This window comes from Acinetobacter sp. P1332, assembly GCF_044057475.1.
GTDB lineage: Bacteria > Pseudomonadota > Gammaproteobacteria > Pseudomonadales > Moraxellaceae > Acinetobacter > Acinetobacter johnsonii.
Window position 1 is genome coordinate 2,746,186 of record NZ_CP171157.1, and the last position, 23,388, is coordinate 2,769,573.

34 protein-coding genes are annotated in these 23,388 nt (G+C 40.5%); 10 read left to right on the forward strand and 24 right to left on the reverse strand.

Annotated features, from left to right (window positions below; genetic code table 11):
- Positions 1 to 16: 16 nt before the first annotated feature.
- From ACFN7Z_RS13515 to ACFN7Z_RS13560, 10 genes are all read left to right on the forward strand, one after another.
- Complete coding sequence (locus tag ACFN7Z_RS13515) at positions 17 to 700, forward strand: hypothetical protein (RefSeq protein WP_395441992.1); 684 nt, start codon at positions 17 to 19, stop codon at positions 698 to 700.
- Positions 701 to 724: 24 nt separating this feature from the next.
- Complete coding sequence (locus tag ACFN7Z_RS13520; RefSeq protein WP_395441994.1) at positions 725 to 1,249, forward strand: hypothetical protein; 525 nt, start codon at positions 725 to 727, stop codon at positions 1,247 to 1,249.
- Positions 1,227 to 1,445 carry a hypothetical protein gene (locus ACFN7Z_RS13525; RefSeq protein ID WP_004694172.1) on the forward strand — a complete coding sequence of 73 codons (219 nt, stop codon included), beginning with the start codon at positions 1,227 to 1,229 and terminating at the stop codon, positions 1,443 to 1,445. Before ACFN7Z_RS13520 ends, ACFN7Z_RS13525 begins: the two co-directional genes overlap by 23 nt.
- Before the next feature lie 8 nt (positions 1,446 to 1,453).
- The gene (locus ACFN7Z_RS13530) at positions 1,454 to 1,714 is read left to right on the forward strand and encodes a hypothetical protein (RefSeq protein ID WP_395441995.1); all 261 of its coding nucleotides are present in this window, start codon (positions 1,454 to 1,456) and stop codon (positions 1,712 to 1,714) included.
- Positions 1,714 to 2,136 carry a hypothetical protein gene (locus tag ACFN7Z_RS13535; RefSeq protein ID WP_395441996.1) on the forward strand — a complete coding sequence of 141 codons (423 nt, stop codon included), beginning with the start codon at positions 1,714 to 1,716 and terminating at the stop codon, positions 2,134 to 2,136. Before ACFN7Z_RS13530 ends, ACFN7Z_RS13535 begins: the two co-directional genes overlap by 1 nt.
- A complete protein-coding gene (locus ACFN7Z_RS13540; RefSeq protein WP_395442681.1) occupies positions 2,133 to 2,300 on the forward strand; it encodes a hypothetical protein in 168 nt (55 codons plus the stop codon). The genes ACFN7Z_RS13535 and ACFN7Z_RS13540 overlap by 4 nt, the downstream gene beginning before the upstream one ends.
- A gap of 75 nt (positions 2,301 to 2,375) precedes the next feature.
- Positions 2,376 to 2,858 carry a hypothetical protein gene (locus ACFN7Z_RS13545; protein WP_395441998.1) on the forward strand — a complete coding sequence of 161 codons (483 nt, stop codon included), beginning with the start codon at positions 2,376 to 2,378 and terminating at the stop codon, positions 2,856 to 2,858.
- The gene (locus ACFN7Z_RS13550; protein WP_395442000.1) at positions 2,851 to 3,093 is read left to right on the forward strand and encodes a hypothetical protein; all 243 of its coding nucleotides are present in this window, start codon (positions 2,851 to 2,853) and stop codon (positions 3,091 to 3,093) included. The genes ACFN7Z_RS13545 and ACFN7Z_RS13550 overlap by 8 nt, the downstream gene beginning before the upstream one ends.
- Positions 3,090 to 3,746 (forward strand): hypothetical protein, encoded by a 657-nt coding sequence (locus tag ACFN7Z_RS13555; RefSeq protein ID WP_395442002.1) that lies wholly within the window; start codon positions 3,090 to 3,092, stop codon positions 3,744 to 3,746. Before ACFN7Z_RS13550 ends, ACFN7Z_RS13555 begins: the two co-directional genes overlap by 4 nt.
- A gap of 190 nt (positions 3,747 to 3,936) precedes the next feature.
- A complete protein-coding gene (locus ACFN7Z_RS13560; RefSeq protein ID WP_395442004.1) occupies positions 3,937 to 5,097 on the forward strand; it encodes a tyrosine-type recombinase/integrase in 1,161 nt (386 codons plus the stop codon).
- Positions 5,098 to 5,416: 319 nt separating this feature from the next.
- Here the strand turns inward: ACFN7Z_RS13560 and ACFN7Z_RS13565 are convergent, their stop codons facing one another.
- The 24 genes from ACFN7Z_RS13565 to ACFN7Z_RS13680 form a co-directional block, all read right to left on the reverse strand.
- On the reverse strand, positions 5,417 to 6,148 hold the full coding sequence (locus ACFN7Z_RS13565) for a hypothetical protein (protein ID WP_094148333.1): 732 nt from the start codon (positions 6,146 to 6,148) through the stop codon (positions 5,417 to 5,419).
- Between the two features lie 255 nt (positions 6,149 to 6,403).
- On the reverse strand, positions 6,404 to 6,781 hold the full coding sequence (locus tag ACFN7Z_RS13570; RefSeq protein ID WP_395442006.1) for a hypothetical protein: 378 nt from the start codon (positions 6,779 to 6,781) through the stop codon (positions 6,404 to 6,406).
- On the reverse strand, positions 6,781 to 7,365 hold the full coding sequence (locus ACFN7Z_RS13575) for an N-acetylmuramidase family protein (protein ID WP_395442008.1): 585 nt from the start codon (positions 7,363 to 7,365) through the stop codon (positions 6,781 to 6,783). The genes ACFN7Z_RS13570 and ACFN7Z_RS13575 overlap by 1 nt, the downstream gene beginning before the upstream one ends.
- The gene (locus tag ACFN7Z_RS13580) at positions 7,362 to 7,736 is read right to left on the reverse strand and encodes a hypothetical protein (RefSeq protein ID WP_395442010.1); all 375 of its coding nucleotides are present in this window, start codon (positions 7,734 to 7,736) and stop codon (positions 7,362 to 7,364) included. The genes ACFN7Z_RS13575 and ACFN7Z_RS13580 overlap by 4 nt, the downstream gene beginning before the upstream one ends.
- Before the next feature lie 44 nt (positions 7,737 to 7,780).
- Positions 7,781 to 8,599 (reverse strand): LamG domain-containing protein, encoded by an 819-nt coding sequence (locus tag ACFN7Z_RS13585; protein ID WP_395442012.1) that lies wholly within the window; start codon positions 8,597 to 8,599, stop codon positions 7,781 to 7,783.
- Positions 8,600 to 8,602: 3 nt separating this feature from the next.
- Complete coding sequence (locus ACFN7Z_RS13590; protein ID WP_395442014.1) at positions 8,603 to 11,374, reverse strand: hypothetical protein; 2,772 nt, start codon at positions 11,372 to 11,374, stop codon at positions 8,603 to 8,605.
- On the reverse strand, positions 11,340 to 11,561 hold the full coding sequence (locus ACFN7Z_RS13595; protein ID WP_395442016.1) for a hypothetical protein: 222 nt from the start codon (positions 11,559 to 11,561) through the stop codon (positions 11,340 to 11,342). Before ACFN7Z_RS13595 ends, ACFN7Z_RS13590 begins: the two co-directional genes overlap by 35 nt.
- Entirely contained in the window at positions 11,558 to 11,776 is a 219-nt protein-coding gene (locus tag ACFN7Z_RS13600; protein ID WP_395442018.1) for a hypothetical protein, read from the reverse strand. The genes ACFN7Z_RS13595 and ACFN7Z_RS13600 overlap by 4 nt, the downstream gene beginning before the upstream one ends.
- Position 11,777: 1 nt before the next feature.
- On the reverse strand, positions 11,778 to 12,836 hold the full coding sequence (locus tag ACFN7Z_RS13605) for a phage BR0599 family protein (protein ID WP_395442019.1): 1,059 nt from the start codon (positions 12,834 to 12,836) through the stop codon (positions 11,778 to 11,780).
- Entirely contained in the window at positions 12,833 to 13,978 is a 1,146-nt protein-coding gene (locus tag ACFN7Z_RS13610) for a hypothetical protein (RefSeq protein ID WP_395442021.1), read from the reverse strand. Before ACFN7Z_RS13610 ends, ACFN7Z_RS13605 begins: the two co-directional genes overlap by 4 nt.
- A complete protein-coding gene (locus ACFN7Z_RS13615; protein ID WP_395442023.1) occupies positions 13,979 to 16,492 on the reverse strand; it encodes a hypothetical protein in 2,514 nt (837 codons plus the stop codon). It abuts the gene before it with no gap.
- Positions 16,493 to 16,550: 58 nt separating this feature from the next.
- Positions 16,551 to 16,916, reverse strand: a complete 366-nt coding sequence (locus tag ACFN7Z_RS13620; RefSeq protein ID WP_395442025.1) for a hypothetical protein — start codon at positions 16,914 to 16,916, stop codon at positions 16,551 to 16,553.
- A 2-nt stretch (positions 16,917 to 16,918) separates the two neighbouring features.
- Entirely contained in the window at positions 16,919 to 17,794 is an 876-nt protein-coding gene (locus ACFN7Z_RS13625; RefSeq protein ID WP_395442026.1) for an exonuclease domain-containing protein, read from the reverse strand.
- Between the two features lie 86 nt (positions 17,795 to 17,880).
- Positions 17,881 to 18,570: an ORF6N domain-containing protein gene (locus tag ACFN7Z_RS13630; RefSeq protein WP_395442028.1), complete on the reverse strand. Its 690-nt coding sequence runs from the start codon at positions 18,568 to 18,570 to the stop codon at positions 17,881 to 17,883.
- Between the two features lie 341 nt (positions 18,571 to 18,911).
- A complete protein-coding gene (locus tag ACFN7Z_RS13635; protein ID WP_395442030.1) occupies positions 18,912 to 19,046 on the reverse strand; it encodes a hypothetical protein in 135 nt (44 codons plus the stop codon).
- A gap of 32 nt (positions 19,047 to 19,078) precedes the next feature.
- On the reverse strand, positions 19,079 to 19,573 hold the full coding sequence (locus ACFN7Z_RS13640) for a hypothetical protein (RefSeq protein ID WP_395442032.1): 495 nt from the start codon (positions 19,571 to 19,573) through the stop codon (positions 19,079 to 19,081).
- Positions 19,573 to 20,058 (reverse strand): phage tail tube protein, encoded by a 486-nt coding sequence (locus ACFN7Z_RS13645; RefSeq protein ID WP_395442034.1) that lies wholly within the window; start codon positions 20,056 to 20,058, stop codon positions 19,573 to 19,575. The genes ACFN7Z_RS13640 and ACFN7Z_RS13645 overlap by 1 nt, the downstream gene beginning before the upstream one ends.
- A gap of 67 nt (positions 20,059 to 20,125) precedes the next feature.
- Entirely contained in the window at positions 20,126 to 20,482 is a 357-nt protein-coding gene (locus ACFN7Z_RS13650; RefSeq protein WP_395442035.1) for a DUF3168 domain-containing protein, read from the reverse strand.
- Positions 20,479 to 20,934, reverse strand: a complete 456-nt coding sequence (locus ACFN7Z_RS13655; protein WP_125274996.1) for an HK97-gp10 family putative phage morphogenesis protein — start codon at positions 20,932 to 20,934, stop codon at positions 20,479 to 20,481. Before ACFN7Z_RS13655 ends, ACFN7Z_RS13650 begins: the two co-directional genes overlap by 4 nt.
- A gap of 10 nt (positions 20,935 to 20,944) precedes the next feature.
- Complete coding sequence (locus ACFN7Z_RS13660; protein ID WP_395442037.1) at positions 20,945 to 21,283, reverse strand: phage head closure protein; 339 nt, start codon at positions 21,281 to 21,283, stop codon at positions 20,945 to 20,947.
- A 1-nt stretch (position 21,284) separates the two neighbouring features.
- Positions 21,285 to 21,536: a hypothetical protein gene (locus tag ACFN7Z_RS13665; RefSeq protein WP_395442039.1), complete on the reverse strand. Its 252-nt coding sequence runs from the start codon at positions 21,534 to 21,536 to the stop codon at positions 21,285 to 21,287.
- Positions 21,537 to 21,569: 33 nt separating this feature from the next.
- Positions 21,570 to 21,824: a hypothetical protein gene (locus ACFN7Z_RS13670; RefSeq protein ID WP_126038085.1), complete on the reverse strand. Its 255-nt coding sequence runs from the start codon at positions 21,822 to 21,824 to the stop codon at positions 21,570 to 21,572.
- A 9-nt stretch (positions 21,825 to 21,833) separates the two neighbouring features.
- Positions 21,834 to 22,121 (reverse strand): head-tail connector protein, encoded by a 288-nt coding sequence (locus ACFN7Z_RS13675; RefSeq protein WP_395442042.1) that lies wholly within the window; start codon positions 22,119 to 22,121, stop codon positions 21,834 to 21,836.
- Entirely contained in the window at positions 22,102 to 23,376 is a 1,275-nt protein-coding gene (locus ACFN7Z_RS13680) for a phage portal protein (protein WP_395442043.1), read from the reverse strand. The genes ACFN7Z_RS13675 and ACFN7Z_RS13680 overlap by 20 nt, the downstream gene beginning before the upstream one ends.
- Positions 23,377 to 23,388: the final 12 nt, after the last annotated feature.

The following is a 23,388-nucleotide window of genomic DNA, read 5'->3' on the forward strand; positions in this document are numbered from 1 at the left end:
ACATAGGAATATTACAATGCCAAACCATGTGACTAATAAGATTGAGATCACTTCTGCAAATGCAAAAGATGCACTTGATTTCATGCGTACTGACGCACGTGAATTTGACTTCAATAAAGTCATTCCAATGCCTGAAGCTCTAAATGTTGAATCAGGATCTCGTACTGATGCTGCACTCGCATATGCTTTGTCTGAAGGCTTCAAGTCAGAGATTACAGCCGATCAAATTGAGAAATATTTCGAAGATGAATTTTTCTCTTCAAAAGAAGATGTAGTTCTACGTGATCTAGCTACTGCTAAACGTCTAATTGATGACAATTCCGAAACCCCTGAAAACCTATTAAAGCTCGGGCAACAGATCATTTCGAACGTAGATAACCACGGCGCTAAAACTTGGTACCAATGGGCGATCCCAAACTGGGGAACGAAATGGAATGCATACGATGTGAATGTGGCAGATGCCCAAGTGACTTTTGATACCGCTTGGAACTCACCTATCGTTATTCTGGACGCATGGATTGCTCAATTTAAATTAAGTTGCACCGTTAAAGCTTTTGATGAAGGTCATAATTTTTGGTTCATTCGAAACTACAAAGACGGCGTACTTGAATCAGAAAGAGACACTTTAAAAGAAGATTGCGATTCCTTATGCAAAGAGCTCAAGGGATATGACCCATCCGAAGAAGATGAGGATGAGTAACACCACTCATAAAGGTAGTGTGACATGGCACTGGGTAATTTTCTTTGTTCTATTTGTGGTAACCAATTCCAACGTGAAAATGGCGAAGCAAATAGGACATTGAGAAAAGTAGGGTATTTATTTTGCTCTCGTACATGTAGCGGCATTCATAGACGGTCACTAAAAACCGATGAGCAAAAGAAAATTGAAAAGGCTGAGTATGACCGCCAGTACCGCCTAAAAAACCTTGAATCACTCAAGATAAAAAAGGCTGAGTACTTTCAACGAACCTACGATCCAGTGACAGCAAAGGCTAAACGTAAGCAAAGAATGCATAGGCATGTTGAGTATTGCAGGACACCAAAATATAGGGCCTACAAGCAGAAATATGACCAGATATACCGAGCCAAGAAACAGTATGGCGAGTTCTATGAGTCAGCTTTGCTTCTTAATGAATTGGAAACAGAAGTAACTGAAAGGCTTGATTTTACAGAACGCGCAGCACTGAAAGGCACATTGAATAAACGCCAAACACGGAAAAGAAATTATGAGCAATCAATTAACTGCTGAACAACTTAAAAATGCACTTTGGGACTCATTAACTGCTGTTAAGAGTGGTCAGATGCAACCTGCCGTTGGTGACTCTGTTGCAGGTCTTGGGCGTGAAATTTTGCGCACTGTAAAAGTTCAACTTTCTGTTTCAAATCAATCTAAGCGCTCTGTACCTCAGGACGTTATTGATTTTGCTGAAAACACAAGTAAATAGGTGGTTGCATGAAAAAAGTCCCTAAAAGACACATGGACCAATTCACGATGTTTTTATCTGTTGTTGGTTTTACCACAAAGACAAATGCTGATGGTTCTATCACTTGTATAAATCCCAAAATGCCGAAAGAGCGCAGACAAATAGTGCTTTGGCAGAACGGAAAAATGAATAAAGCATGCCAGTTGCTTTGGTGGGATTTTCTAAATCACTGGTTAATTATCGGCAAGCAATTTATTGAAGCGCTGAATAAGAAGATTGAGGTGGCGTGATGTTTGAAACGAAAATTAAGCCCGATTATTCGGAAGCGATTGCTAAATTTGTTAAAAGCGGCGGTCAAATTAAACAAGCGGTCAATACAAACAAAGCTGAGTTTAATTACTGCAATGTAGACACAGCGGTTAAAAGTGCTGAGCGCCCGAACAGTCATCAAAATCATATCTTGCGTACACGTGCTGAAAAGAGTGGCTTAAAAAGTTATAAGCCTGTTGCCCCATGTAAGTCGTGCGGCACCTCCGAACGATCTGTGAAGTCAAATGCGTGTCTTGAATGTGATAGACGCAGAGTTAGAGCCAAAAACGGCATGAGTGCTAAAAATATTGAAGCTGTCGGACACTACTTACTTGCGAACAATGAAGTGGTTGAGTTCACCAGTGGCGGCCAGAAATATATTTTGAAGGTTGAGGTTGCGTGATGGAAGTGCATGAAAAGCGAAAACTTTTAGAAGCGATTGAGATTTTAGTAAAGCGCCCTGCTCAAGCTGATGAAACAACATTAGGTAATGCAATTGGTTATTTCACTAAATTGATTGAATCAACAACAGGCGGTCAATTGACGATTGTGCCAGTGGTTAAATGAATATTTAGAGCAATTATTTGCGCAATTTAAACAATAAATCAGGTTTTTGCGCAGATGTTTGCTCAGGAGAGTGTGATGGGAATTCAGAAAGAACAAGAAGCGTTTGAAAGATTTAAAGCTAAACAAATAGGCATAGATTATGAAACATTAAAAAAAGACTTAGATGATTGCGAGAAAAGATTCCCAAATAATCGGTATGCAGGCTGGAATTTTAAAAGTGATTGGGAGCTGTGGCAAGCAGCTACAGCCCAAGCGGTTCCTGAAGGGTTTGTTTTGGTGCCAGTTAAAGAAATCAAAACTTGGTATTTGGATGATAGTGAAAACATTTACCGTGAAGACCCTGAATGGCTTTGCGATATACCAGTTGGTGAAGTGGTAGAAGTTGAACATCGAGTTTCATATGAACTGGATCAAGACCCTGTTTTTGCTGCAATCCAATGGGATGAAGAAAATAGTGATGTCGGATATTACGAAACATTCAAATTAAAGGCTGAGGCTGAAAAAGTAGCCGCACACTGTAAAGCAATGATCGAAGCACAGGAGCAAAGTCATGATTGAAATAAAAATGGACTGGGGTTCAAATTGTTTTAACTGTGGTCATGCTGAAGCGGTTATCTACTCAACATCTTCAATCGATGGTACGTTCAATGATGGGGATAAAGTTAAGTGCTGTAATTGTGGTCATGATGGTGAAATGGATGCACGCGGTGAAGATAGTGACATCTATTGGTATGAAGGATTATCTGAGGATTTGCCTCCAGTAGTAGCTCAAAGTTTGAAGGAGGTGCCATGAAAAATAGATTCTATCTCACCTCTTCACATGGCTACCTTGGATCGAATGTGGTTTGGCATCGACATGAAGAATGTGGTTATCACACTGATTTGGATCAGGCTCATGTGTATACGCTTGAAGAAGCTCAAAAATATTGGGCTTTATCATGCGGCGATTGCCTACCAATTTCCGCTGATCATGTAGATGCTTTGGCTATATGGAAAGTTGATTGTCAGCTTATTCCTAATAAAACCCAGCCATTCAACGATATACACAATACTTATGTTGCCTTTGAAAAAAGTAAATGGGATGGCAATGATGTTTACTGGCTGAATGTGGACAAATACTGCACATCGACTGATTTTGATAAAGCATCAGTGGTTGGGGTTGAAAGAGCTAAGAGCCTTGATGATCGTTATGTGGTAATGCCATTTGCATTAGCCGACAAGGTAAAACGTCGAACTTTCGAACATCGTAATATCAATAAGCGAAAAATGGTTTTTGGCGCTGGCCTAAAGACTCCTGAAATAGTTAAGAAGTATCAGCGTAGAAAGGCGGATCCAAAGCACCGATTCAATTGCCCTTCATGCGGACGTATTACTTGGCAGGACAATCCTTACGACTTTATAGGATGTCGAAATATAGTTTGTGATGAATGGAGTGTGCACTCATGAATGAGGAACTCTTAGAGCTACTTTCGCGCTTTGGTCTAATCCCATTGGATTGGGTTAGTGCCAGCCAGTTTTCAGCACTTACAGGCATTAATGAGGAGAAACTGACCCACCGCCGTAAAAATTGGCAAGAAGATCTTGTTTGGACTAAACAAGATGGAAATATTTACTACTCAATTAAAGGTTTCAATGAATGGCTGACTCAAAAAGCACAAAGTCGATGCCAACTGGCGTGCGTATCAGAAACGGGGCGATCCAAATCTACTTCGAGAGAAGAAAGAAAGAGTACAACATCACGCTACCTCACCCCCCAAGTGCAGAAGGTATCTCGGCGGCCGCTAAAATTAGAGCTCAGTTAATAACAAAGGCTGAATGGGGTATTTTAACTGATAGTGATATTGCCGAAGCAAGAGGCCAGCTCGTTGATGATGACGCAGTCATTGTCAACGGCGGTATTCTATTTCAAGAGGTCGCTCAGAAATATCTTAAATTCTGTGAAAGTAATACCGATACCAAAAAAGGTTATTTAAATATTTTGGAATTTCATTGGATGGGTTATTTCGCACTTATGCCAATCAACTCAATATCAATTGAGAACATTAAAGAGGCTATTATTGATCGTGATTTTAAAACAGCGAAAACTCTAAATAATTGCCTTATTCCTTTACGTGGGGTTTTCGATTGTGCAATGGAAAATAAATTTATTACAGAAAACCCGTTAGACAGCATAAGGAATAAAAAAGTACAAGTTGATATTCCAGATCCCTTTAGTAGACCAGAAATGGACGCAATACTTGAAAATCTTAAAACGACTTTAAAGGGAGATGAAATTTTATATTATTGGTATTACGAACTAGCTTTTTGGACTGGATGCCGCCCCTCTGAACTAATTGCATTAAAAGAGTCAGATTTTGATTTTTTTAGTGGAATGTTCAAAGTTAATAAAAGTCGGGTTCGCGGTGTTGAAAAAAACGTGACGAAAACTCACACGGCGCGTGAAGTTTGTTTGAATGCACGATCCAAGAAAGCAGCACAAGAGTTAATTAAATATAAAAAGGATAGAAATATTCAGAGTAAATATTTGATGCTCTGCCCTGAAACTGGTGAACCTTTTTTTAATGAGAAACCACCACGTAATAGGCTGGTAGCGGCACTAAAAGCATGCGGTATTCGCCACCGCCCTGCTTACAACGCTCGACATACTTATGCGACTATGATGCTTATGGATGGCTTAAACCCCGTTTTTGTATCCAATCAAATGGGCCATAGCTTACAGATGATGATGAAGCGCTATGCGAAGTGGATGCATGGGGATAAGAACAAAATAGAGATGGGAAAGCTCAAGATAGACTAAACCTGTCAAATACCTGTCAAAAAAACAAGCGCCTATTAAGGCGCTTGTTTTATTTGGGGAATTTTGGTGGAGGTGGCGGGAGTTGAACCCGATTTGATAAAAGGCTATTTAATTCTATTCTAAAATAATTAATATTATTCATATACTTAATGTCTTTTAGATTTATAGCATATCACTATCTAGCAAATAGATGTGGCAAAAAATGTGGCACCCAACCAAGATCATATAATTCAAGCTGCACCATTTTACGAAAGAATTTAGATTCTAAATCATATATAACCGTAAAAAGCATGTAGCCTGTCGTAGGAAACGCCTTCACTCATTGTTCGACAAGATCATAAGAATTAGATGCAATCCTATATAAAGCATAATTTTCAAATATTTTATCTAATCCATATTTCTTTAGAATTATGAATATTTCATCTGCAACAATTTCATTATTATTTGCTGGCTTAATTTTATTAAACTCAAAATCCCAATCATTAACAAACATTCCAGAATTATCTATAAACGTAGTTTTTAAATTTCCGTTTATCCTATATACCAATACATATTTATAACTTTCTCTATGTACAAATCCATTAAATTTCCTAATTTTTTTTGTCACAAGTCTAAAATTTTGGTGGAGTTTTGGTTTTTTTCTTGTTTTACACTTTACCAATTTATCTATCGTTTCTATTTGTATTTCCGCAAAAGATAAATCAGGTTCAAACAAGTCTCCATTTATTGATAATGAGGAGTATGGATCAGTCTCAAGTGCTAATGTCTCATATGGCTTTAGAATTAATGGGGGATTGAATTCTTGTAATGTCAAAGCTATCTCTTTATCAAAGATGGCAATAACCGAGAATATATTTACTGGCCTATCTCTATGATTCGTAATAACTATATCGGTTATTCTACTACCACTCAGCCTTTGATAACTCTCTTTGTAAGTAACTGATACAGAATATCCAAATTTTTTAAAAGTAATATATAGGCCAATAATCGTAGCAAAAACAACTAATAGAGGACGAAACCACGTATCAATAAAGCATAAAATCTCTTGCATTTTAAATATTTATTTAAACTAGATTTTTTCGAATATATCAGTTTTTAATCACAGATGCTTAAGAATAATGCCCCATTCTTAAAAGATAGAGGCATTCTTTACAAGAGTAGTTTTACCTTACACAATTATTTGATAATAGTGACTACAGCACCATGCTTCGCCTTACAGTCATTGTATTTAGCTACTACATCAATAGACCAGACTAAAGCCACTTTACCCTGTCCAGACTCTAACTTTTACAAATCTGCGCAAGGTTCAAGGAGGTTCGCTGGAACCGTTGGCGATAAGGGAATTGAGTTGCTGCAGCCCAGAATCATCAATGCAATGGTTGAGATAAATAGGACGCTCAATGATCTTTTGCACTTCACGTGTAACTGTTTCGACCTGTCCACGTTGCTCTGATTTTGCTTGCTCATAGTCAGCACTCACTTGATTGATTTCATCTTGTTTTTCCGCTAAAGCTTCGATTTGCTTACGTTCAATTTCTTGAATTTTGGTTGTGCACTTTGTGTCAGCTTCTTTAAGTTTTCCGCTCAAATGATTGGTATATGCAATTTGCCCAAGCCACATAAAAGAAAGGACCGCAATTGCGATCCAGTATTTGAATTTCCATAAGCTTATGAGTATTGGCATTATTTACTCCATTTTTTATAGGCATTACCAAGTTTCACGTCATAACTGTTCTTAGCATATGCCGAGCCGTTATAACCACGTGCAAAAGCTTCCCAATCTTTGTTCTTGAGAGCATTGATCAAGTTATTTACCTTGATGAATCGGCACATAGCATCCAGCTGTGAAGCTTCATCCCGATACATTGCATTGATGAACGCCTGCAATGATGGGTAGCCTAAAGCTTTCCAGTGATAGCCCATAACCTGACCAATCCCCCAAGATGCAGATTCAAGGGCAGAATCACGATGATACTGAGCTGCGGCATTTAAACGGCCATGCTGGGCAGAATACAAACCATAACCACCTACAGATTTACTGCATAGATCTGGTCGTTCAACACTGATCAGCTTTAGATCAATATCACGTTTGTTTGCGATCAAGCGCTGTCGCATCACATGCCGTTCAAACAGAATGACCGGCGTTCCATCAACATTGAAGCCTGAGCCTTTGCATTCCACCTCAATCACTGCCCGGAGTGCAGCAACTTCAATACCTAATGTTTTGGCTTGATCTGTAATTTGTGCTTCAGTCAGTTTCTTATTCATTTTCTATATTCACCCTTAATTTCACGAATAATTTCAATCAGTGTCCGACCTTCACGCTGATCAATAAAATTAAATACCCAGCGGACTAAGGCCCAGCCAGGCAATCCACATGCAAAAAAGAATCCCCCCAAGGCAATCATTCCCCATATATCGGTCACCCATTGATGGAGACTAAATTTAACAATGATGAATGCACCACCTGCCAAACTTGAAACCACTGTGCAAATCAAACCGGTGACCCATTCCTGTGGTGAGCGAGGCATACGCATCATAAGGACAACGGTTGCAACCATCAAAATTGCCAACGTTGTGACAATCACCATCCCGTAAAATTTTAAAAATGCAGCAATGCTGCTAGAGACCGGCTCCACATATTTCCCCTATTTTTGGCAATAAAAAAGCACCCTATTGGGTGCTAAATTTGATATGTTGAAGTGAAGTTGGTTAGATAAACTGCAACTCCTTTTGTGATTCGAACTTTCCGAATAGACCCTGAAAAATATGATGCGTTGTTAAAAGTTTTTCCGATAGATACAGATCTTGAAGCACCGTAGTTCTTGGTTGTTGTTTTGCTAAAACTCTGAATGCCATCAATGTAAATTTTAAGATTATTCAATCTACGAACAACAGCAATATGATGCACAGAACCATCATTCATAACAACATCAGACGTCTTTTCAAAAGTTAGATCATCTAGCCAATAAACGCCATTTGGTGCATACCACAGCGACACGTTACCATTTGACGCATCTCGAAAATCAATAAGACATCTGGATGCAGCACCAGTGCTTTTTATTGCAAGCTCAATTGTAAAATCATTGGTTCCAAAACCAAAATCGCTGCTTGCTGGTGAAGTGATTGAGGATGATGATCCATTAAACACCGCAAAATTAGCACTAAAACTAATGTCTGATCCAGTAAATACTTTTGGTTTTAATCCTCTATCCACAACATCTGCAAATAGGTTTAGATAGGTATCTGCATACTCAACAATTCCACCGGTTGATACCGTAATTTGATCACTAATTTTTTCAATATCAGCCTTAACACTACCGAACCTGACATAGTAGATCTTCCCTGATTCGGCCTCCGTATCAGTGTAATTCAGCTCGGTAATTCCAGTAGCTGCAGGCGATGGCATATTATTTATATCTAAAGGTGATTCTGAACGATAATAATTAATACTATGGAACAACCCATCGACACTATATGCATAATCTATTTCTATACCCACCTCTTATACCTCCCTAACGACATAGCTGATGTTATGCGGCTCACTAAAGAATTGAGATAGCTCAACTATGTGATTAAACGCAGAATATGATTCATACCCATCGCGCAATGACTTCAATGTAATTTCAATCGTGCGTGTATTCGCATCCATCGAAGATGTTGCAAATGTGAATGCATTAAGTGCACCAAGACTCAGACTTTGAGTGCTCAATTCAACTTCATTTTCATCACGCTCAACTAAAATCAATTGATATGTCACGCCACTTTCAATCGTCACACCGTCATCAAACCAACCGATAATCTCACCACCAGTTTGCTGCAAACGATTACGATCAACCCAAGTCACAATCAAATCAGTTTCAATTTCATCAGGGAAATACTCACCATTAATTTTCACATTCGCAGGTGGATAGGGTCGGTTTGCCAATCCAACCATCTCCAATGTATGTGCCGTTGCCGATCCAAGCGCAAGCTGTGCCGATCCCGTCTTGGTGAGTGCCTTCACATTGAGCGATTCACCCGCAAAATAATCCGTTTCATCCAGTGCAATGTAGTCATCACAAAATAGGATCATAGAGCCTGCTGCATGCTCCTGCGGAACGGTATAGTTCACTCCACGTTTGACCGTAATTTCAGTTTCACTGATGGCGGTCACTGCCATATGCTCATCATTGACCAAGATCCATTTACCCAGCTCAATTTCTTCCAAATCCTCGACTTTGCGAATAGCGAATGTAGATTCCATTTTACCAATGACCTGTGCCAATTCTGCACTTGGGCAATAATCCAACGTTGCTTTAGAGGCATAGCCTGAACCTGAATCCACATAGATCTCAGCTGACATCGCATTTTGTTGGCCACGTGGGGCCACCACAGCAACGCGTGACAGCGTAGGCTCATCTGCAAGATCAGCATTCACTTCTGACTCAGTGGCAAATTGCACTGCGTCATAGTATTGAAGCTCAAGTACACGGACATGAGGATTATCAAGCGGCGCTTGATTGGCTGGATTCTCATAGGGTGGCACATAAGGCACTACAGAGTTCATCGGGGTGCTAAACATATCTTCAATAGCTTCAATCGTTGCCCCAAAGTTGCGGTCATCCCCATAGTCAATCGAATTGACACGCATCACCGCCCCATCCACACCATGTGCAGCCCAATTCCATTGAAAGGCATTGCCTTCTTTCAGCTGCAATGCAGTATCGGGATCAACATTGTTGAGCGTGACGATTTTTAAAGGACTGGAAAGTGCTTTTAAATCACGCTCAGCAGCTGTATAAGCAGTCTTGGCATTGGTAAAGCCATCATAGGTCACTGACTTATTCACCAAGCCATTTTGGGCAATACGTGCAGGATCTTGTGCTGTCACCGTGGCATCTTTGCCTGTTTCTTTCTCCCAATAGGTCACGGTGATCTGATTGATTTGCTCTGCTGCAGTGCGGATTTCATAATCTGAAATCTTGCCGACATTCGATTCATCTAGGATCAGTAGGTCATCTGCAATATAGTCATCACGAATCAGAGTCAGCACCCATTTATTGGTGCGACTGTCTACCGTACACACTGCATCAATGTGCTCACAGATCAAGTCGATGATTTTCTCAATCTCACCTTCATCATCAAACACGATCGACATATACATGTCTTCTTGATTGAGCACCGCCCAGGCATTTAAAAAGCTGTCTTTATCCAGCATCTCTTCAGGCTGCCCCATGCCCCAAGCCGTATTAGTGATACAGGTCCACAACATATCCGCTGGATTCATATCAGGCTCACCTGAGCGCACCCCAAACCATGATTCAAGATTGAAGACCGTTTCAGCATCATCGGTAATGGCCCAAGACACAAACATTCCTGCATCCACATTGTCTTCAGGCGTGTTATCGGCTTGCATCAACAAATTATTTAGACGAATAAAATAAGAAGCAGATCGGGGTACAGTATGGGTTTGATGCACAGCCGTGTTATGAAACATGGCTTGAAACTGTGCAATAACCTCTGGAGTGACATCGGCACCATCATGCATCGGCACAAAAATTCGACGGCTATTTTCAGTTTGATGTGTGTTTAAAAAGCTCTCTGCATTGCTGATCATGCTGGATATAGAAACACCCGATACTTGGGTTTTCGCCTCAATCCATGCTACGGCATCGGGTGCATCTGTTTCTTGAAAGTTAAGATAATCTTTAACATATAACTCATCATCAAAAAACATCAAACGAATATTGACTGTTGAGCCATCATAAACCGCAACCATATCTCCAATCAGATACATTAAACGTGCAACGCCTGAAGTAAAAATCTTAAACACTTCAGGCGTCATGGAGCGTGAGCTGTCCATTGCAATCACAATGTTGGTCACACCATCAATAAAGGTTGGCTTGATTCCATTCACATATGAAAGACGGTATTTCCAATCCTTCATATAATTGGATGTGCCAATGTATCCTTGCTTCCAGACAAATGAGCAAACACCGCGTGAAGCAGGGACATTGCCCACACCCAATTTTTGCTCTAAATAAGGATCTGGCATTTGGTTTTGCAAACCCGAATAATAATTAAAATTACCAGTTACCCCACCACCACCGCCAACATCTACACCACCAAATAAATTTTGCTGCGCAATACGGCTTGATCCATTACCCATCCCTCCATACCAGGCTTCTTTATCTTCTACCCAAATGCGACGAAGAAAGCACCCTGCATGGGCAAGAACCGCTTGCCAACCTGCATAGTATTTATGTGCGTATGTCTGTTTTTTTCCACCGCTCATTGTGTTCTTCCTGTGCAATCTTTACGACGTTTAAAGCCATAGCATCTTGTGTATCAATCAACTTTTGGGCATCAATCCCATTGGCCAAGAAATCTGGCCAGTCCCAATGATGGGCATCAAAAAAGGGCTTAACGCCCTCTTTTCTGCAATACTTCGCAGCCCGAATATGTCGAATGTAAATTTTCATTTTTTCAGCGCCACCGCCTTTTGATCGCCAAAATAGGTATAGGTTGGCGCGACATCACGTGAACCGAGCACCACCTTGATCGGTGTCCCATATTCAACGCTAGGGGCTTCAACTTCACCCGCCACTGTCCGCGTCTTCTGATTCTTGTTCATCATCAAAGACACTGCGACCGATACAATCATGGTCACTACAGCAAAAATAATCTGAGGCCACATATCACACCACCTGTCTGACTAATGGGTTATCACCCGGAACAAAAGGAAAACCGCCATAATTTGGCAGATTGGCATAGGCCTTACATGCATCCGGTGTTTTTAAGCACCCAGGATAAAGCATCACATAAGGCACCGCCTCTTCAGCGGCGCGAAGTTCAGCCTCAGCAATCGGGATTGCATCAGCTGCTGCATTTTTTTCGGTTTCAGCCAGTGCAAGCGCATCCACCAAGTCCTGATAATTCGGATCTTCAGGGGCTGCATTATTCAATGCCTCAAGCGCCTGTTCATAAGCCGTTTGTTTAAGCATCAATGCAGCTTGAGCATCTGCCAATGCTTGAGTTTTTAAGGCAATGTCATCCATCAATGCCGTGTATTCAGCATCGCTCAGTGCAATGTTGCTAAACGAATCAAAGCGACGCTTTAAAACAAGCTGATTGCCCTTACTGGTATCAATGGTAATCAACACCCCGCTTGGATCTTCAATCATGCCAATTAGAAAATAATTGTCTGCATAGGCTTCTAGGCCGCGTAGTTCCATGTTCAACTTATCCACGCTTTTGATGGTGGTCTTCACCGCATAATTTGCCTTGGCCAATCGACAATCTTGATCAAACAATCGATAAGGGCATGTGGCTTGAATCTTTCGAGTCACCGCATTACGCCCCACCTTGGTGTATTCCGTTTCAAATTGAAGTTTAATGCCTTCATCATGCGGTTTGACTTTGGTCAAGCGACCTGACCAAAACTGTCTAAATTCAACACCCTCATAACTGAACATTTGAACTGTGGTTATTTCTTCAAGTTCAGAACGGGAAAGGTTCTGGGCGAATACCGAAAGCAATGAAAACTCTATTTCCATGGTTTGCTTCTCTAAATCTCGTCCAGACTTGTGCGAACCACGTTTAATCACGTGCGGCTCATACACCACACCTGCATGCTCTATAAAGGCATCTCCATTGGTATATGCTCGCTGTACATTGCCTGTTTGGAAGAGATAAAGCTCCCGCTTGGCAATGGTTGATTGCCCATTACCGAGCAATCGAGTAAAAAATTTCATCATGGCTCAATTTCCAAAATGGCGACTGAAGACTCAGTGATGCCAGCACCTTTATATTGAATATCCACTGAATCGTTATTGAGCCGATGAAGACCTAAATAGCTAATCATTCGAATATTCACAGCAGCTTTATTGAGTGCCGGTGTAATGGTGAGTCTCAGTGTGTTACTGGTTTGCACTGCATTTGAAATGCTATGTGCAGTCCAATTGCCTGACTTGTCTTGAATGGCGATATGCTTTCGATTCGAGGCATATTCCTGGTACTGGTTCAACTCAACGTCAATCACAGTTGAAATCACACCTGTACTTTTGACATAAAAATTGCGCTCAAATGTTGGCAACCAAAATGCGCGATATTGCCCCAGTCTGCGAAATAGAAACTGTCGATACTCAAACAAGGCTTGCTGACCTTTCATGACTGATCGCATCGGTTTGCCATAACGGGCATGTAGCCAGTTGCTATGCTGATCAATCGGCCCTAAACCAAAATCCACCACAGTCTGGTGCTGAAGTACGGTGACATTTAACGCATTACCTTCCAGCAATAAACGCTTGAAGTAAATGTCATGTCCAAGAAACTGTGCGGGTACTGGTGCTTGAAGATACGGTGCATCCATCACCTGAAACTGAAGGCTCGGTTGGACGTAAACTGCATTGATGGGTGCCGATACATCACCCAAAATAAAGCCCACTCGAAGTGGGCGTATTGTGAAGCTCTGCGAGGTGATCGGTTCATAGAGTTTTAGACCATTGGCTAGCACCTCTTTGATTTCAACGACAGCTAGACCGTCCTTATGCTTAAGCAATGCTAAGGAATCGTTTCGGTAATCATAAATTGAAGTTTCACATTCAATAAAATCACCATCCACGCTACCAATACGCTGCCACTCTACATCAACAGGAATGGCCCACAGTTTACGTAAACCACCCCACAACACATTGAAGTTCTGCGCCACAGCCTGACGTGCCACCACATAATCAATATTCAAAACTTGAGATGCAGTTTCTCGTAAAGCTTTTCGTTTCTCAGTGCCATTGTGTGAACTATTGACGTAAGTTTGGAAACCTAGACTTTCAGACGACCCCACAAGCGTGCACTGGTCCAGTAAAACCAATTCACCAAAAAGTGTAGTTTGGATTTTCATTTACACTCCCAATGCACGCTTAAACTCTGACGGGTTTGCTTTAATTTGATTAAGGACAATCTGACGACCAGCTGGACCCTGCATATACTTACCAACCAAATCATCCTGTTCAATTTGATTGATAATGGTAAGCCCTTGTGGACCAGATGAAGAGCTTTGCTGCGGCTGACTTGCTAAATAGTTAGTCAAATCTTTGTTTTGCTGTGGATTCAAAACACGCTCACCACCATCTAACAACCATGTACCTTCTTTTGGAATGTTATCAATACCATCATGGGCCATACCTGCAATCGTTTGACCTGCGATTAAACCTACTGAAGCATACCCTAGTGCACGAATAGCTGTAGACATGGGAATACCAGCGATAAACCCACCTTCAGCCATTGCTTTAGTTGCAGCAACTTCTGTATTAATCAGTGCTTGAGCAATGGAAATACCCTGATTCACCAAGAACATTGCTTTATAAGCTGCACTAGATTCACCCGCTGTGTTTTTCACCATTTCAGCAACTTGGCTAAAGATCGTACCCGTTCTTGTCAGTAAATCCTGCCAAATACCCATTTGAGATTCAAATTGGTTTTGAGCCAAATCTTTAACACTTTGATCATACTGAAGATCAATTGCGTACAACCCATCACGGTATTCTTGATGTGCTTTCAGCAAAGCGTCATAACGTTCATCATCTGTCGAGAAAGCACCATTTGTCATGATGTCTCGCTCAACATTCACACGATCCTTCTTCAGAGCTACTTGAGCCTTTGAACGATCACTTTCCAGACTCCACTGAGAATATTCTTGCGGAGTCATCGTAGATTTCGCAAAAATATCATCAGCGCCACCAGAAAGACCTGTGATTGAATCTTCTAAGGTTTGACGCATTTCAAGCGCATGCCACTGAGTTTTTCTTAACTCAATCGCATGTTGTTCATCTAGTGCTTTCAGCTTTAACTCTTTAAGTTCGTTATTATATTTGCCCGATTCACTAATCATAATGCGCTGTGTTTCAAACGCATATTTTAGCTTTTCCTCTTCAGACCACTTAAAGGTATTAATTTCCTCAGTAATCTGACGAAGATACATCTCCTCTTCATATTCATAGCGAGCTTTAGCTTTAGCAACATAACTTGCCTGCAAAGGGCCAAAGTTGGCAACCTCAATTTCAGTTACTTGACGTTTATAGTCTTCAGCAAACTTAGCAAAATCATCTAGATAATCATACGAAATAGAAGCACGCGCCTGCTCCTGCTGTTTTTTCAGGGCATCAGTTGCAGCATTTGTTGCATTAGCAGCTTGGTTTTGTTTTTTAATCCACTCATCTGAACCTTTAATTACACCAGCTTGGCCACTTTGGTTTTTCGCCATTGCAGCTGTGGCTTCATTCACAGTATTGGTGAATAAAGTTGTAATTGAAGTGCCTATATCATCTATAACTTTAGCATTGTCCGCTGCCGCCATAGAGATACCACTATTTGGAGCTCTTGCTACTGTTGCGCCAGTGATTAAGGTTTTTGCGAGCCTAAGACCAGGTAATTTATCTGCCCAAGTGCCACCCTCAGCAGCTAAATCCACATTTTTTTTAGCATTAAGTGCATCGAAAGAAAGACCTGCAATTGCATTGGAGAGCATCTTAATAACTGCATAAATGCCCATGCCTGTAGCAGCCACACCTTTAAATACACCACCTAAATCTTCCCCTGCCTCTGCCATCAAGTTCGTTTCCTTGGTTGCATCCGTCATGGCATCGCCAATTGAAACAAGTGAGGGCATTAAGCCTTGGATGAACTGATTTTTAGCCCCTTGAACCTGCATATCTAAAAGCTTCAACTGAACCTTAAACTCTGCCGCTTTTTGGATCGCAGAATCATCCATGATTAAGCCATAACGTTCTGCGGCATCTGCCCAGAACTTAAACCCTTCCCCACCATTTTTAAGTAATGGAATCAAGTTAGTGGTATCTGAAGCCATGGATTCCAGATAGAAAGACATTTGCTGTTGGGAAACGCCTGCCTCCTCAAGCTTATCGACATAAAGCTGCAGTGCTTGTGGGCCTGATAAGTTCTGCATCTCAAGTGCAAGTTTCCGTGCACCCTCAGCACTACCTTCCGTTTGAACAGCAATTTGTTCAAAAAAGTCGACAGCACCACCCGAACCAATAGTAATGAACTCACCAAGCTTTTCATTAAAGTCTTTTAATTGGTCTGCCAATTTATCTGGATTAATATCTACCGATTGAGCCCCAGCAGACATTGCCTGAAATTCTTGCGTTGTCGCATTAGAAATCGCCGCAAATGTTTTTAGCTCCTGCGCTGCATCTGCATAGTTTTTTGCCATTGCAAATACTGCTGCCCCAGCTGCTGTCGCACCCGATACTGCTACAGCCCCATACGCAAGCACGTCCTTTTGCATACTCGAAAAACTAGTTTTGACCTGTTTTTCACTTTCTTTAATTGGCCCTACAAAGTTACCAATTCGGGTGACTAGATCCAGTGTTAATGTTCCAAGCTTGGCACTCATATAAAACCTCTAGGCATAAAAAAACCCCGCTTTCACGAGGCACTTATAATGTAGTCTTTTACTTCATCGCATCTAAGCATTTAATGTGTACATCATTTGAAAATTCCACAAGCTGCCTTTCTCTGAAAGATTCATCTGTAAAAACACCTTGCCTATATGCCTCAACTGCAATCTCTTTCAATACTGTCTTAGATTCCCCTGAAACATCAGCCATGGCATCAATTTCCTTAAATACATCAGCCATCAAAATATTATCTTGATGCTTTTTCATTACATTATTTGCAAATTTAGCCAAATTTATACACGTATTTTCTTTTTCAGAAACCCCATGAGTACCTGTTGATTCTCTGGTGCAAGCAGCAATAACTGATATAAAGATTAAACCAAGGAAAATTTTATTAATAGATGATAATGACTTACTCATAATCATCCACCATTAATCATATAAAAAAAATCATCTTCAGAAATAACAACAATATCTTGCCCTTTTTTGATAAGCGATAACGCTTTATCTTCTTTTGAACTAATGGTTTTACCATTTAATTTAAACAAGTCTTGCTGACCCTTAACCAAATAATTCGTCTTTTTAGTGACGCCTTTTCCTACATCAAATCCTAATTGAGAAGCCATAATACTAGCTTCTACACGTGGCATTCTTAGTTCTCCAGTAAAACATAAAACATCACCAAACCAATCACCTTCAGGATTTCCCCCCTCAATCACTACGTTTGTAGGATTAAGCCCTTCAGCCATACCGCCACGTGCAATTAATGTTGATATCTTCTTTTTAATCAACGAATCACAGTCATCAATTTTTAGTCCTTTCGCATTTAATGCAGAAACTAAAACCCTACCTGCTGCAATTGCATCTGCTAAAGCATCGTGATGTTTATCAATTCTTATGTCATTTAATTGACATACGTTCGCAAGCCCATAACCACTATAAGCTACTTGCTCCCAAGTTCGACGCACCACTCTTGTAATGTCCAACCATCGGTAATCTATTTCATTAAAATTTCTTTCTAACGCAACCTTATCAAATCCTGAATAAATACCTACCACACTATTTCCAATAAGCTGATCTAATTTTGATTTAACCTGTTGAATAGTAGGCGCATTCATTACATGACTTTCATCAATACCATGTATGGAAATATTCATAAAATCAAAGTGTGATTTAGGATTAATCAATGAATCCCAAGTTTCTACCAATTCACCATCTTTAAATACAGCAACGCCAATTTGACATATTGATCTAGGATCAGCATTCGCTGTTTCTACATCCAAAGCTACAAAGTTCATAAAACCCCCTTAAATTATACTTTTAAGGGAAATACTAATTTAGCATATAAAAAAAAGCCACCTTTTCAGATGGCTTAATTTATCTTCTAAACACCCCGCCAATTCAGTTTCCCTAATATCGGCATCAGCTCAACATCTAGCTCTAAAGAACTCTCTAACTTTTCTAAAGATTTAGAAAATAGCTCCAGTTCTTGAATAATGGTTTTACAGTCTTTCTTTACAACATCCAAGTGTGCTCTGCGAATCAAGGTGTACTGATCTGCCCGACGCACCACCAAAGTGCCGTCCTTTTGATTTTCTACAAAGTAACGCCCTTCTGTTTTAGGCAGGTACAAATCATTGCCAGTTGGAGCATAGGGCTTAACTTCATTTTTTACTATTACTTTTTGTTCTTGGTTAAAGTAACAATCTTCTAAACGCTCAAACACATCCCAAGCATGGTCTGTATCCAGCATTTTGGCATGACGCGCTGCACCACGTTCTGTCCATAAAATGATCCTTGCTGCATTCTTTGAAACATTCCCGAAATTTTCGGGGATGTTCTTAAACTCCTTTAGCGCCTCGCCTTGAAGTTTAAAAAAGTGTTTCCCTTCTACAAATCGGTCAGCGTTATAACGAAAATTATCTAAAATATTTTTTTGAGAAACACCATAAAACCCTGCAAGCTGCGCAGTAGTAATTACAGGCTTATTTTTAAAACGAATAACTTGATTTTTAGATGCAGAAATCTGTGTACTCATGGCGAATACTCCTGTTGATATAGGAACGTTCACCACCAAAACTGAGTCCAAGCAATTTGGGTGGCGGATTAAGTAGGATTGGACTTACCAGTCAACAGGGTCTGGCGCACCGAAGTGCTCCTACCTAACCCACCATAGCAGGTGCTTTCAGCAGAGTGCAGAAAGCTATAGGCAATAAAAAACCGCGAAAGCGGTCATATTGACCTGTTGACAAAATTGGAGTCCAATCCAAACACTAGATTTTGCTAGTGCCTTTTTAAAGTAGCTTGGATTGCGCGTCTTGTCAATTTCATTCGAGGTTTTCGCTAATATACAACAAAAATCTAAGTTTAGTTAATTTTTTGCGTAAAATTTAAGTTTACTTAATAAAAACCCGCCTAGACGGGTTTCTTTTTTATCGCTTTCAAACGTTCTTCTTCAAAAGTTGTCACTGGAGCATCTTCATGTGGCATATAGGTCAGAGCAGAGACTGATTCAGGATCTTTCACTTTGAACATTGTGTGATGAGCCATTAAATTACCGAAGCCCTGCTCAACCCTTCGCCCTATGAAGAGTGATCCTCTTTTTTCTCTGTACGCTCTCCAGATTGCAAACTCTCGCGGCGTGATCGTTTTTTTGGCTTTTTCAATGGTCCTTCCACCAATTCCGTTGAGGACAAGTTCGCACCAGAACTCTTCTTCTTCCAGATCCACTCCTTTCCCGAAAAATCATTAACCTCATCGGCTACGCGATACATCACATCCACAATTTCAGATGAAACTTCACCTGTGCTTTGAACCGTTGGGAAAAACGGCTCATCTGCCGAACTATAAATTGCTTTAAAAATAATGGCCTTGGTAATTTGATCAATCGTAGCTGTCTTCCGATCTTCCAAATCCCATGCATCAACAGCAGTAATTGTTTCATCATGCGACAAGCGCTTTACAAGAATTTCACCTTCAAATTCAGCCCCTTTCGAATCACGAAATGTAATTGTCTTTTCGGCGAAAGCACCAGTCCCAACAGCAGCCTTTGCAGCATTTAAGGTAAGCTTTGCCATTATGGAGTCACCTTAAACTGATCAATCACTTCTGATTGGCGTTTCATTGGAATGGTGTGATTCACCATGGCATCTACAGCAAAGACTGGGGAACCTTTACGCAAAATAGCTTCAAAGCTAGACCATGTACGAGTTTCAGGAAGTTCAACATCACTGCCTGTTAATGTTGGCTCCGCAATACCATCTGACCAACCTACATATACTTCAACCCGTTCTTTATTGGCTGCAAGTTGCAACACTGTCATATGCGATTGGTTTTTAGGGTCAGTATCGATTTGTACTGAACCTTCGCCAGGAGTAACAAGTCCATAGTCAGAGGTCGCAGTACTTGTTTCTTCTAGGCATGTTGTAATAATTTCAGTTGCACTGTCGTCACCCAAAACCAATGCTTTAATACAACTCATCTTTGTTAATGTAGGCACAGTACCATGGACAATCCATACAGCAGTACCATTCGCTAAAACACCTTTTTTTTGTGCTGCCATGAGTTACTTCTCCTCAAATCTTAGGCATAAAAAAAGCACCCTGAAAGGTGCTATTTAAAAATTTTAATTAACGTTCAGACCACCAGTTCATATCCCAACCACGGCCAAACAATTTACTTTCAGCATCTTCCAAATCAGGATGCTTACCTGTGTAAAAGAAAGTTGCTGCTTCTAAAACTTTACTTGCTTTCAAACGAATAGCTTCAGCTGCTTTAATATCTGTATGCCACACCACAAACTGAAATGCGTTATTTTCGTTTACGGCACCACAATCTAAAGTACTCCCAGGATCAGATCCAAATCCTTGAAAAACTAAATATGGAACTTCAACTTTTAGGGGAGCTGAAGACGGATAAATTCGATCACCAAGTAATGCGAATACTTCAGGATCAGCTTTTAGCGCACGTGGAATTTCTACAGTCATAAAGCCAGCTCCTTGTCTAATTCTGCGTTGAATACTTCGGCGAACTTATTTGTCACATTTTGTGTATTACTGTTAAACGCTGTTCGCATAAATGGCACCCCCATTGAACCCTTTGTTGGAAATTCAATAAACCGCCAGTGTCTTGTATCCCCACCACTTAATTTGGGTGAAACCCTGCTTGAGAAAGATGCACCACCACGAACACCAACCCGCATTACAAGCTCATTTGGATTGCGTGATTTCCCTGCAGAAACTGCAATATTTTTCCAAATTTGTTCAGCTGTTTGAGGATCATCTATAGCCTTAGCATTTTGTCTTGCGGCATTCCGAACAATGTTCATGCCCTGACGTGATGCTTTACGTACAATCGATTGGACTTTTTTAGGATTCGCAAGCCTTCTAAGTCTAGAAATGGCTTGATCCATTCCCTCAATTTTAAATTCTTCTGACATTTCACCCGCCTTAAGAGCGCTGAATGCCCTCTGAAAGTAAAAATGTGATGTATTCATTTCCGCTGTCTACATCCTCAAGCGCTTGACTATCAATAGCGTAACGCTTGCCTTTGTAGATCACTGACATTTCTGTATTAATGTCTTCGCGATAACGAATTTTTAAACGTGCAACAACTTTGGACTGATTCGCTTGGGCAGCTATCAAATCCTTACCAGATAAATGTGTAACCTTAGCCCACAACTTTTTATAATCAACCCACTCAGCAGGTATTGGATAATTATCTGAGTCACGATCAGGGCCTAAAATTTGGATGGCGACTCGATGCCGTAATTCACTTGCTAGAGACATTTTAATCACCATCCAAATACTGAGACGAAGACTGAGCGTCTGGATCATCATCCTGTAATATTTCGGAAATCAAATCATTGTTTTGATCAATAATTTTTGCCAAAAGAACATTTTGCTCAGCGTGGCTGCTGATCAATGCTGTCATTTGTTGGCTTTGATTGCTGATTGTCTCTAGAAGTTGAGAGACTAAGCTGCTGCAACAATTTTCGCATTCGCAGCTCTGCCCGCTTGGTTTGTTTTCTAATCCACTCACGTCTTTCCTCACAACTTGAACAGGTCATAACGATTACCACTGCATTTCAATACAATAGCTATTTCCTTGATCATCACTTGTATCAAACCAGCGATAACCTAATTCTGAAGCTTTATTTTTAAAGTTTCTTAAATCTACATTTGAATAAATATGCTTAGGAAAAAGAATGCAGCAGGAATCCTTTTTTTCCTTAATCGCTTCTTTGACCTTAGCCTCTGCAATTTTAAGCATTCGATCCAAATCAAGATTTGCCGTACCAAGCCGTAATGCTTCACTTGCCGTCAACATCAAATCACCTCACATAACCAATGGAACGTAATATCGAGAAAGTAAGTCTTTGACTGGCTGTGGTAAAAAACCGTCATTAGAAACGGTATCTTTACCAACTCCACGGTTATCATCAAAGTAACCACACATCATCAAAATTGCTCGCTGATGAATCTTATTTTCAGCATCGAATTTATTCAAAATATGGTCTTTCACGGCCTGTTCCGCACTATCTAAAATTGACTGCAAGTCTTGGGCAACAATGTCATCATCGTCATAGCGAAGATGACGTGCCACGTCAGCTGTTGTCAGCGCCATCATCATCTCCTTTAGACTTTCCCGCACTTGATTCAAACGGATTTTCTTTCGCATCACGCTTTGAAATAGCTTCAAGTGAATAATTTTGTTGTTGCATATATAGAGCATCACCACCTGTAACTGGTGGCAGATTTAATGCTGTTCGTCCTTCATTAGGTGTGACTAATGCACCTTTTACACCTGCAACGTAATAATTCATAAGAGAAATGCTATCCATGCGAAGCAGTGTCGAAAGATCTAGGAAAACCTCATAACCTTGAGACTTCAGATCAAATGCTTCATCAAAACAATTTTCAATGGCCTCAATTGGGCTTTGTAAGCAACTGTTCAGATAGATCCGCTCCATATCCTCAACTTTTTGGCCTTGAGGGATACTGCCAATACCTACTTTCCATGGCGGAACATTGAATACTGAACAACAAACTTCGGCAGCCCATTTATGTTGCTCAATCATTTGCGCATCCGCTGCTGGCATGGCCATTGCGATGTAGTTAACATCGCCACCAAGGACCGCAGTCTTACCAATATTTTCACCTGAATAGTTACTTTCCCACGCGTCTTTAATCTTTTTGGCATCTTCCTCAAGAATCTTGCCAGGCATGGTCAAAATTCCACTAGGACGACCATTATTATTGAAGAACTTGGCACCATATTTCTGAATGGCCACACCTTGAGCTGAACTTAATCCGCAAGCTACAAGTGGGCTAATTCCAACAAGTGGGTGATATAAGCAATTCCAACGGTCATGAATAATTTCAGAAGCAGGCAAAATGATAGATTCTTGCTGATTTGCAAGCTTATCTATTCCTATACGATAAAAAACATCACCCTCATCACTGACAAGAGGTTTAACATTGTCCGGGTTAAGCACAATCAACTGCTCTACATCACCTTGAAAACTCCGAAGCTTTAGAACATAGGTATTACCACGTGTTTCTTTTGAAATAATGTAATACTCAAGAAATTGCTGCATAGTTTGAAAATGATTAGGCTTATCAAAAAAAGGTAGACTTTTATCGCTAGCCTTTACCCAAACACCATTCTCTTTTTTACGTAACTCCAACGGCAACTTGCCAATATCTTTCGAAATGATTGAAATACATGCGAAAACAGCATGAAATGAAAGTTGATCTTCTTGGCTTAGCTCAATATTTCGCTGCCATGCTCCCATGAATGGTTCTAGAATTCGCCATCCGCCACCACCATTGACGGGTGACAAGGATTTTTTGCGAAATACATTGCTAAAAAAACCCATTGATTTCACCCC